This window comes from Pseudoxanthomonas sp. LjRoot204_2 (assembly GCF_056175765.1).
Genome location: NZ_JBGFFG010000063.1, coordinates 1 through 11,344, shown reverse-complemented (window position 1 = coordinate 11,344; position 11,344 = coordinate 1). Strand labels below are relative to the sequence as shown.

6 protein-coding genes are annotated in these 11,344 nt (G+C 70.1%); all 6 read right to left on the bottom strand.

What is annotated here, in order from left to right; translation table 11 throughout:
- Positions 1-1,308: cardiolipin synthase (cls, locus tag AC04L7_RS04880; RefSeq protein ID WP_475512616.1), on the bottom strand; the 1,308-nt coding region annotated here is incomplete at its 3' end.
- Positions 1,309-1,433: 125 nt separating this feature from the next.
- Positions 1,434-1,778, bottom strand: coding sequence for a hypothetical protein (locus AC04L7_RS04875; protein ID WP_435995799.1), 345 nt, complete (start codon positions 1,776-1,778; stop codon positions 1,434-1,436).
- A gap of 8 nt (positions 1,779-1,786) precedes the next feature.
- Positions 1,787-2,059 carry a hypothetical protein gene (locus AC04L7_RS04870; RefSeq protein ID WP_299344722.1) on the bottom strand — a complete coding sequence of 91 codons (273 nt, stop codon included), beginning with the start codon at positions 2,057-2,059 and terminating at the stop codon, positions 1,787-1,789.
- 186 nt (positions 2,060-2,245) lie between these two features.
- The gene (gene recD / locus AC04L7_RS04865) at positions 2,246-4,123 is read right to left on the bottom strand and encodes an exodeoxyribonuclease V subunit alpha (RefSeq protein WP_435995801.1); all 1,878 of its coding nucleotides are present in this window, start codon (positions 4,121-4,123) and stop codon (positions 2,246-2,248) included.
- Entirely contained in the window at positions 4,120-7,737 is a 3,618-nt protein-coding gene (locus AC04L7_RS04860; protein ID WP_435995803.1) for a UvrD-helicase domain-containing protein, read from the bottom strand. Before AC04L7_RS04860 ends, recD begins: the two co-directional genes overlap by 4 nt.
- Positions 7,734-11,108, bottom strand: a complete 3,375-nt coding sequence (recC, locus tag AC04L7_RS04855) for an exodeoxyribonuclease V subunit gamma (protein WP_475512615.1) — start codon at positions 11,106-11,108, stop codon at positions 7,734-7,736. Before recC ends, AC04L7_RS04860 begins: the two co-directional genes overlap by 4 nt.
- Positions 11,109-11,344: the final 236 nt, after the last annotated feature.

Genomic DNA, 11,344 nt, shown 5'->3' with positions numbered 1-11,344 from the left:
GAACATCATGGAAATCTCGAAATTCAGCCGGAAGCTGCGGTGGTCGAAATTGGCGCTGCCGATGATGGCCAGCGTGTCGTCGCAGAGCAGCGCCTTGCTGTGCATCATGCGTGGGCCGTATTCGTAGACCTTCACGCCGGCGGCGAGCAGTTCGTCGAAATACGACCGCGCGGCCAGCGTCGCCAGCCGGGAATCGCTGGTCTTGGGCACCACCAGGCGGACGTCCAGACCGCCCAGCGCGGCAGACGTCAGCGCCATGCGCGCGGCTTCGCCSGGCACGAAGTAGGGCGTGACCAGCCAGACGCGCTGCCTGGCCTCATGGATCGCCGCAACCTTGGTGCGATGGATGGGCTCCCATGCGGAATCCGGCCCCGACACCAGTGCCTGTACCGCAATCCCGCCCCGCACGTTGGCATCGCTGGCGCTCCACAGCCGCGTGCCCTGGAAGTCATTGCGCTGCTGGCCGGTGGCATATACCCAATCCTCGACGAACACCTGCTGGATGCTGCGCACGATCTCGCCCTCGAGGCGCAGGTGCAGGTCGCGGAATGCATCGTCGCAGAGGGACTCGTCCTCATCGTCGGTGACGTTGATGCCGCCCGTGAACGCGATGCGTCCGTCGACCACCACGATCTTGCGGTGCGTGCGCAGGTTCAGCCACGGACGGGTGAAGGGACGGAAGCGGGTAGGGTGGAACCAGGCGTGCTCGCCGCCGGCATCGATCAACGCGCGCAAGGCCCGGGTCTTGAGTCGGTTCGAGCCCACGGCGTCCAGCAGCAGTCGCACCTTGACGCCTTCGCGCGCCTTCACCGCGAGCGCCTCGAGGATGCGCTGGCCGGTACGGTCGCCGTTGAAGATGTAGTACTCCAGGTGGATGTGGTTCTCCGCGGCGGCGATCGCATCCAGGATCGCCTTGTACGTGGCGCACCCGTCCACGAGCTGCTGCACCGAGGTGGCCGTGGAAGGCGGCAGTCCCGTCGTCTTCTGGGCCAGCATGGGCAGTTCCGCGCTGTTGCCGTCAGCCGGTGCGAAGACCTCGTAGCTCTCCACGCCTTCGCGCGCGCGCGTCCGCCGGAGTTGATGCCGCTTGATGCGCTGCGGCCCCAACAGGAAGTAGACCAAATAACCCACGTAAGGCAGCAGCGCGAGGGAAAGCAGCCAACTGAGCGTGGCCACCGGTTCGCGCTTCTGCAGGATGATCCAGGTACACAGCGGCACCAGGTAAAGCAGCCAGGCCAGCGTGATCCACCCGGCGAGGTGGGGCAGGGTGGACGCGGCATCTCGGATGGCGTGGAGGACGTCGGGCATGCCGCGATTCTAGAGGTCGGCATGACCTCCGTGGGATGCGTCGGCGTTGCAGGTAGCGTCTTTTCCTTCCAGGGCCCGCCGACACGGCGAAGGTCGCGTGCGCGCCAGCCTGCAGGGCCGGCGTGTCAGCGCCAACTCGCCTTGCGCGAGGGCGGCGGGGGCGTGGGCGTGGCGTCGATATTGGGAACCAGCAGCGACAGGCGTGCCTTGGCATAGTCGCCGCTGCCGTCGACGTCCAGCTTGCCCGCACTGTTCGCAGTGATGAGCGCCGTGTCGAGGAACACCTCCTCGCCCGCCGCCAACCGATGGCGCGCACTGCACAGCTTCACCGGCACTTGCAGCACGCTTATTCCATCCCGCTGCCATTTGGTTTCCGGCACCAGCCGGCGGACGATGGAACCGTCCACCCATACGTCCACCGAATCCGATTGCACCGACCGGCACTTGCCGATCCCGACATCAAAAGTCATGCACCCTCCTACAGGGCGGTATGCGTCAACGTGAAAAGAAAGCCGCGCGACTCCAGCAACGCGCGCATGCGCCGTTCTGCCGGTGCGCGATGGAACTGGCGGCCCGCCCACAACTCGAAGCAGGGCCGTGCCGTGGCGTGACCGTGGGTCGCCGGCCGGCGGGACACCGCGATGTCCGGCGACTCGCAGGCCGTGGCCCACATCACCCGCAGGTCGCCCGGACCGATGGATTGCTGCGATCCAAGATGAAGAATGAACACCTGGACGTGCTGCTTGGACACGCATCTCTCCTCGGCGCGACAGGGCGTCGCGTGGATGAAGCCGAGAGGGAGAGAAATCGGCCCGCGGGAGGCGGCGGAGGAGACTGCCCGTCAGCCATGACAGGTATACGCCCTTGGGGGCGTGACCGCAAACCCGTGTTCATGCTTTGCGACGCACGTGCGATGCGGCTGCACGGCGCTGTGGCGTTACGACGCGATGCGTGGGAGCGCCAACCGCCACCCCAGCCCCGACCACCGGCTCGCATGCCGCGACAGTGCGTCGCGGATCACCGTTTCGCTGCCGGCGACGTGCAGCTCGCGCCGGGCGCGGGTGATGCCGGTGTAGACGAGTTCACGCGACAGCACGCGGTTGCCGCGTGCGGGCAGCAGCAGCCAGACCGCATCGAATTCGCTGCCCTGCGCCTTGTGCACGGTCATGGCGAATGCGGACTCGTGCGCGGGCAGCGATGCGGGATGGAATGCGCGCGGCTGCGTGGGTGTGTCGCCTGGGAACCAGGCCAGCAACACGCCTTGCGCATCGCGGAAACACAGCCCGATGTCGCCGTTGAACAGACGGTGGCGATAGCTGTTCTCTGTAACGATGACCAGCTGGCCATGAAAGTGGCCCTGCCCGGCACGCTGCAGGCCGCTGCCGCCCTCCACCAGCAGGCGCTCGATGCGGGCGTTTAATGTGCGCGCGCCCTGCGGGCCTTCACGCACGGCGGTGAGGATGCGCAGGCGCGCGGACAGCGCCAGCGCGTCGGCGGGCGTGGCGGCTTCGCCCAGCGCGCGCCAGTGCGACAGCAGGCGTTCGCGCTGCATGTCGAGCGGATCGGCCAGGTCTTCGTGGAACTGCACGCCGGCCAGCGTGTCGCTGCGCAGAAGCGAGAGCGTCGTGGAGGCATCRCCTTCGCGCACGGCGGCGGCCAGCGGCGCGAGCTGCAGGGCTTCGCTCTGGCGCCAGCCGCGCTGCAGGTGCACGCGGATGCCGGCGAAGCGGTTGTGTCGATGATCCAGGCTTGCCGGATGATCAGCGAGGGAAGCATCGCCCAGCAACGGGTGGAGCGCCTCGTCATCCGGCAAGGCGATGTCGTTGCCATCCCCTGCCGCGCTCAGGATGGCAGCGAGCACATCGCCTGCTTCCACCGACGGCAACTGGTCCGGATCGCCCAGCAGCACCAGGCGCGTGCCATCGGCGACGGCGTCTACCAGCTTGGCCATCAGCGGCAGGTCGATCATCGAGGCTTCGTCGACGACCACCACGTCGAACGGCAGCGGGTTGTCGGCGTGATGGCGGAAGCGGGGCGAATCCGGAATCGTGCCGAGCAAGCGGTGCAGGGTGGTGCCCGTGGTGGGCAGCGTCGCGAGCAGGTCGGCGTCCACGCCCTGCGCCGCCAAGGCTTGCACCGCATGGCGGACGCTTTCGGCCATGCGCTCGGCGGCGCGACCGGTAGGTGCGGCCAAGGCGATGCGTGGCGCGGCGCGGCCTGCGCACCGTGCCTGTGCGGCCAGCAGCACCAGCAGGCGCGCGGTGGTGGTGGTCTTGCCGGTCCCGGGACCACCGGTGACCAGCAGCAGGGCATGGCGCAGTGCGAGCGCGGCGGCACGCGCCTGGTGGACATCGTGCGCGGCCGGCGGAAAGAGCTGCGCGAACAAAGGCGCGAGCGCATCGACGCCGGTTGCCGGCACCGGTTGCGTGGCGAGGCGTTGCAGGCCGGCCGCGAGTGCCCGTTCGTACTCGCGATAACGGCGCAGGTAGAGGAGGTCGTGTTCCAGCACCAGCGGCGCGTGCGGGTCGGCGACCGCATCGGCATCGTCCGGCGTGGCCACCCAGCGCGACGCGGCGAGACATGCACGCCACGCGTCGACGGATGGCCAGTCGATGGGGGTATCGGCGTCGAGCAGTGCCTGCGGCTCGCGCAGCGATAGACCGGCATGGCCCTTGGCGACGGCGAGCGACGCCAGCGCGGTGGCGGCGAGCACGTCGTCGGGCGTGGCCACATCCAGCCGGCGCAGGCTCTGGGCGAGGGCGTGGTCCAGGGTAGGCAGGTGGCCGTTGCGGAACAGGGTATCGAGCAGGCTCATGCGGCCGCCTCCTGCCCGTGGCCGGCGAACAAGGCGTCGAGTGCGTGCACGAGTTCCGGCGCGAAGCGCTGCGCATGCACACCGAGCGACGCATCGCGCGCGGGTTCGAGTCCGCGGCAGAACACGTAGCGGATGCCGCCGAAATCGCGCGCGTAGTCGTAGCCGTCGCCCAGGCGGAACCGCAGCCAGCGATGCAGCGCGACGGTGTAGACCAGGGCCTGCAGGTCGTACTCGCTGTGCGCCATCGCAGTCGCCAGCGCGGGCGCGTCGTAGCGCGGCAGGCGGTTGGACTTGTAGTCGAGCACGTACCAGCGCCCGTCGCGCACGTAGGTCAGGTCGATCTTGCCGGTCATCAACCCTTCCAGCCGCGAGCGCAGGCCGAACCCGTGGCGCGCGCGCGCCACGCCATGCTCGTGCAGCAGCGCCAGCAACGCCGGCACGGCAGTGGGTGCAAGGGCGAAATGGAATTCGATTTCGGCACGCCGCTCGTCGTCGCCCAGCGCATGCAATGCGCCACCCTCGGGCAGCGCGACGGTCAGCGTGCGTCCGACCAGCGAGGTGAGCAGGGCGACGCCCTCGGCCAGGTCGTCCTGCGCGTAGCCTTCCCTGCGCAGCGCGGCGAGCAGGGCGGCATGTTCGCCTTCCGGCGCCGCATCCCCCGCCTGCCACTGCGCCCATGCGCGGAAGCGGGTGTCTTCGAGCGCCGCATGCAGCACGTTGCCGAAACGGCTGCCACTGAAGCGCGGGTCGTATGCGTCGGCGGTGATGTCGGGGGACGCGTCTGCGTCATCGGGCGGCTGCACCGGTTCGTCCGCGGCCGCGCCGTCGGCCTCGGTGGAGGCAGCGTCGACGGCGTGGCCCGCATCGGCATGCGCAAGCTGGGTGAAGCTGTAGACCCACCAGTCGGGCGCGATGGAACGCCGGGCGACGCGGGCGGGCGGCACCGCGCCCTCCGCCACGTGCGGCAACCACGGCAGTTCGGCGGGCGGTGCGGCGGGATCGATGCGGATACCCGGGTCCTGCGCCAGCAGGGCGTCGGCATCGCGCACCATCGCCCATAGCGGCGACTGYGCGTGCTGGTAGAAGACGCCCGTCGCCAGCCACAGCGCGTGGCTGGCGCGGGTCAGGCCGACGTACAGCAGGCGCGCGTCTTCGGCGCGCTGCGCCTCGCTCCATTGCGCTCTGGCCGCGCCCCACCCGGAGACCTCTTCCTGCAACTTCCAGTGCAGCACGCGGCCCTCCGTGTCGGTGACGACGACGCGCTGGCCGGGATCGGGCGCCTTTCCGCCGATGCCCGCATACGGCAGGAACACCAGCGGGTACTCCAGGCCCTTGCTCTTGTGCAACGTCACCACCTGCACGCGGTGCGCATCGGATTCCAGCCGCAGCAGCTGCGCGTCGTCATCGGTAGCGGTGCGGGCATCGGCGATGGCAGCGGCCAGCCAGTCGACGAGGCCGGGCAGGCCGAGCGTACGCGCGTCGGCTTCCTGCAGCATCTCGGCCGTCTGCAGGTAGTTGGTGAGCCTGCGCTCGCCGTCGAGCAGGCCGAGCAGGCGCGGGGCGTGCTCGGCGCACAGGTCGTTGACCAGCGCCAGCGGGCCACCGCGATGCAGGCGTTCGCGCCAGTCCTGCGCGCGCTGTTGCCAGCCGCGCATCGCATCGCCGTCGGTTTCGAGCGCGGCGATGCCGGCGGCATCCACGCCCAGCAGGACCGTGGACAGCGCAGCGCGCAGATGGCCGTCGTCCGCGCCGTGCATCAACGTGCGCAGCAGCGCGTGCAGTTCGCGCGCTTCCGGCGTGGCGAACAGGCTGAGCTTGCCGGCGGCAACCGCGGGAATGCCGACCTCGGCCAGCGCGGCACGGATGCGGGTGGCATCCCGGTGCGTGCGGACCAGCACAGCGATATCGCCGGGCTGAACGGGTTTGCCTCCTATCGTCGCGTTGCCGGCGCGCGCATCCGTCAGCACGCGGTGGATGGCAGCCACGCAGGCAGCGGTGGCCAGTTCACGCGAGGTGCCTGCGTCCCAGGGCTTGACCTTGCCGTCCGGTCCGGGCGCCGGCGATGGCGCTCGCCACACGGTCAGCGCGGGCGCGGCCGCGCCATGACACTGGAAGTCGTCATCGTGACGTGTGCCGCCGGGCGCGACCGGATGGAAATGGATGCGTGGATCGACGAATGCGGCGTGACCGGCCTGTGCGTACAACGCTTCGATGGCACGCAGCACCGACGGCCGCGAGCGGAAGTTGTGCGACAGCGGTGGTGCGGCGACGGCATTGGCCTGAGCGGTGAGATAGGTTTCCACATCGCCGCCACGGAAGCCGTAGATCGCCTGCTTGGGATCGCCGATGACGAACAGCGCCGGCCGCGGACTCCTGCTGCCGAACACGCGGTCGAAGATGCGCCACTGGCGTGGATCGGTGTCCTGGAACTCATCGACCAGCGCGACGCGATACTGGGCCCGCAGGCGCTGCACCAGGGCGTCCGCATGTGGCGTTTCGAGCGCATCCGCGACGCCGTCGATCAGGTCGTCGTAGGTCTGAACGCGCAGCTGCTGTTTGCGCAGCATCAGCCGTGCCCGGGCATCGTCGCGCAGGCGATGCAGCAGGGCGACGCGGCGCGCTTCGCGATAGGCGTCGACGCGGTCCTGCGCCTGCAGGTAGGCATCGATGGCATGCGTCAGCGGCGATTCCGGGGTGCGGCCCGCGCCGGCCTTGCTGGTTTTCAGCAGCAGCGCCTCACGGCGCAACTGCGGCAGCCTGTCGTGCGCGAACGGCATGCCGGCATCGTCCGCGGCCGCCCATGCCTCCAGCGCGTCGAACAGTCCGATGATCCACTCGACCCTGTAGCTGCCGCCGTGCAGCACCTTTCCCTCCACTGCGGCGACCAGGGCGTCACGAAACGCGCTCCCGTGCGCGCGATACGCGGCAATGAGCGCTTCGCCGGCCGCCCGCAAGGCCGTTGCAGGGTCGGCAGGCAGCGGATCGACGGGGTATGGCTGCAACCGCTGTTCGCGCAGCAACGCGGGCAGGTCGGCCGCCAACGCGTCGGGGCCGCCCTTCCACAGCGCAAGCAGATCATCCGCACCGTCATCGTCCGCGCCATGCGCGCGCCACAGGTCCGCGGCGATTTCCTGCCGCAGCGCTGCGTCGTTGGCGAGCAACGGCGGCGCATCGAAACCGTGCCCGCTTTCCAGGGCGTGTTCGCGCAACACCCGTGCACAGAAGCCGTGGATGGTGAACACCGCCGCCAGGTCCATGCCGTCGGCGGCTTCGCGCAGACGCCGATGCAGTGCGGCGGGAGGTTCACCACTCCGCGCGAGATGCGCATCGAGGAGCGCACGCGTCAATGCCGCCTCCGGCGCTTCATCGGCGGCGGCGACGGCGGGCAGCGATGCTGCCAGCAGCAGGCGGGCACGGATGCGCGCGCGCAGCTCCTGGGTGGCGGCCTCGGTGAAGGTGACGGCCAGGACTTCGCCGATGCGCAAGCCGCCTTCGACCACCAGCCGTACGACCAGCGTGGCCAGGGTGAAGGTCTTGCCGGTACCGGCGGACGCCTCGATGGACTGCACGCCATCGAGCGGCAGCGCGAGGTAGGGATCGTGCGCGACGGTCATCCGGCGTCCTCCGCGTCGAAGACGGGGGCCAGTGCGCGCAACGCATCCGGATCGGTGCCAGCGTAGACCTCGCCCTGCGTGACCGCGAGATAGATCGACATCGAAAGATCCGCGAACCGCAGCCGCGCTGCGTCATCGGTGAAAGGATCGCACCCGCGCAGCGCGAGCCGCAGCGCATCGCCGTTGCCTTCGCTCCAGCTGCGCTCGCTTCCGTACCATTTCTTCGCCGCTTCCTTCAGGCCTGCTTCCATGTCGGGCGCGGCGGCGAAGAATTCCCAGCCGCTGTAAGGCGCGAACGGCAGTGGTTCGCGCAGGCCCTGCTCGCGCAGCCAGAGCAGGTGCCGAAGCACCGTGCGTGCCTGGCCAGGATCGAGCGGCGGACGCACGTGGGGACCGAACGGATGACCGGATGCCGGCTTCGTGCCGCCCTCGTGGAATTGAACCAACGGCAGCGCGAGGCCGGCCGCACTGGCGAGCAGCCAGTCCAGACCGTCGCGGATTGCCGCGCTTCCGCCCGGTGCACCGATGCGAACACGCGCGAGTCCATGCGGATACATGCCCGCCAGCGTGCCGTGCAGTGCGACGCCGTCGATGTCCACCTCGATGCGCTGCGCCGCCGGCAACTCGCCGCCGGTCCAGTCGGCGAAGGCGCGTGCGTACGGCGTGACCTCGCTGCGCAGCGTGGCCAGCGTGCGCCGCCCCAGCGGACCCGAAGGCAGCAGGGCGCGGGCGCGCAGGGCGGCATGCAGCGTGACGTCATCGTCGCCCTGCAGCACCCCGGCGAACACGGCTGCCTGCACGTCGCTGCGCGCCAGGCCGCGGCCCGGCAGCAGCAACGGCTCGACGTCATCGCCCGCTTCATCGATCCCCTCCAGCCGCAGGCCCAGCCGCTGGTGGAGGAACTGCTCGGCCGGCGCGGTCAGGAAGCGGCGCAGCTGGTCGAGCGACAGCCCGGAGCCGGCGTCGGCAGGTGGTGGCATCGCGTCGCCCGGAAACCAGCGCGGCAGGAGCGAGCGTCGCCCCGCCAGCCGGCCGGCGGCGGGATGCCACTGCCGGCGATAGCTGAAGCGGCGTGGATCGTCGTTGCCACCAAACGCGACGGGCGAGAACGGCTGCAGCGGATGGTGCACCACCATCGCCCTGGCGACGGACGCCGGATCGGCATGCTGCCGCGCGGCGGCGTCGATGAGCTCACTGACCAGCACCGACGGTTCGCGCGCGCTGCCGTCGCGAGGATCGGCCCCGAGATAGCTGAGAAGGAACACATCCTGCGCGGCGGCGAACAGCTGCAGGAACAGGAAGCGGTCGTCTTCGCGCAGCGAGCGGTCGCCATGCCGGCGCTTGTCGGTGCCGAGTTCGGCCGTGAGCTTGCTCAGGCCGGCGGCGGGATCGCGGCGTGGATAGTCGCCGTCGTTCATGCCGAGCACGCAGATCACGCGGAACGGCAGCAGCCGCATCGGCACCATGCGGCCGAAACTGATGCCGCCGGTCAACAGGGGCGCGCGCGTATCGGCTTCGGCAAGCGTGGTAGCGAAGTGCGCGCGCACCACGTCGGCGGGCACGGTGTCGGCATAGCCCGCTTTCTCCGCCTGCACGGCGAAGTCGTCGATGAGCATGCGCAGGCGGTCGAGTGCGCGCTGGCGGGCAGGCAGGGCAGGTTCGCGCGGCAGCAGTGCGGCGAGCAGTCCAAGCAGCCGTTCGCGCCATTGCGCAGGCGTGATCGCCTCGCCCAGCGATTTCTGGTGGCGGGCCAGCACGCGCAGCAGGCGCACCAGGATGTCGAGCGCGTCTAGGGTGCTGCCTTCCAGTTCGGGCCAGGGCGCGACGCCGGCGATGTCGTCCTGCGCGCCGCTGGCGTGGCCCAGCAGAAGGCGGTCGAGTGCGAACTGCCAGGTGTAGGCATCGTCGGCGGGTGCGCCGTGCGCGGCACGGTGCTTCGCATCCAGTCCCCAGCGCGCGCCCGCAGCCTGCAGCCACGCGTGCAGGCGTTCGAGGGCGGGGGCATCGAGACCGGCCGCGTCCGCGATGGGCGCACTGGCGAGCAGATCGAGGATCTCGTGGGTACCGAAGCGCGAAACCGGCAGGCCGAGCAGGCGCACGAACACGTCGGCCAATGGCTCGCCGGCCAGCGGACTGGTGTCGGCCAGCGCGTACGGCAACCGGTCGCCATCGCCCGGCGCGCCGAACACGGCTTCCAGATAGGGCACGTACGGATCGATGTCCGGCGCCAGCACCGCGATTTCGCGCGGCTGCAGCGGCGGGTCGAAGCGGTCGTCCTCCAGCAACGCACGCAACTGGTCGTGCAGCACCTGCAGTTCACGCAGGCGCGTGTGGCAGGCGTGTACCTGCAGGCTGGGATCGTCGGTGCGCAGGGCCGGCAACAGGTCGGGCGGCTGCGCGCGGCGATGGAACAGGTCCGACTGCAGGCGCCGCAGCAGGCTGCCGTGGAACTTGCCGCCCCCTGCACCGGGATCGGCATGGCCCCGCACGTCGAGGGTGGGGTGCACCAGTTCGTAGCTGCCGATCACGGCCATGAAATCGCGCCCCGCCGCCCCCCACGCCTGCAGCAGACGGGCGTCGGCGGTCGTGTCGTCCTCGGCGCCCGCGCGCAGGCGTTGCAGGTCGCCCCAGTAGTCCTTCACCGGCGACGGGACATAGAAGTGCAGCGTGCCTACACGCGCCTGCGTGGCCAGCACGCGCAGCACATCGGGGGAGACATTGAGCGTGGCGAACGCGAATACGCGTGGCGGCAGCCCCTGCGGCAACGGCTGGCCTGCGCCCTCGAAGCGGTCGAGATAGCGCTGGATGCGCCGCGCGCGGTAGTCGTGGCCTCCGGCGACGTGGCGCCACAGGATCGCCTGCGGGTCGTCGGGATCGGCACCWCTTTCCCAGCGCAGCAACCAGTCGCGACGCCAGGCCTGGTACTTCTCGAACACCTCGGCCAGTTCCCCCGCCAGTGCCCACGGCTTGAGTGGATCGGGCCGGCGCGACGCGGTATCCGCCAGGTAGGCGGCGATCTGCGCCATGGCCGGACGCGCGAGCAGCACGGGGTCGGTCAGCGCGGCGTACAGCCGCCAGTGCAGCGTCGCGGCCTCGAGATCGTCGCCCTCGCCCGGCACATTGGCGTCCAGCGCACGTGCGACGAACTCGCCAGGGGTGAGGAATTCCAGGTTCGCGGCGATGCCATGCGCGGTGGCCAGCGTGGCTTGCAGCCAACGCCGCATCGCGACCTGGGGAATCAGCACGGTCTCCGGCGCCAGCAGCGGCACACCGGGCGCAGGTGTGCTCAATTCCCGCGCCAGCAGGCCCGCCAACACCTCCAGCGCATTGGAGTGGTAGAGGCGGAAGTCGGGCGTGGCGTCAGTCGTCATCGTCGCCGTCATTGTGCCGGATGGCGGTCGCAGCACGGAGACGCCGGCGCTTTGGGCCACAGCATCCCGCACGGCCGTGCGCGCGGCGACGACGCGGATGCCACAATAATCAAACTGCGCGGTACGGTTTATGTTCAGCCGCTGGCCGCGAAGCTACGCCGTTGTTTTTCCGTTAACCCGCCTGTGGTCCGCCGACGACGCCCATGACGCCTGCCGACGCCCCTGCCGTGCACCTG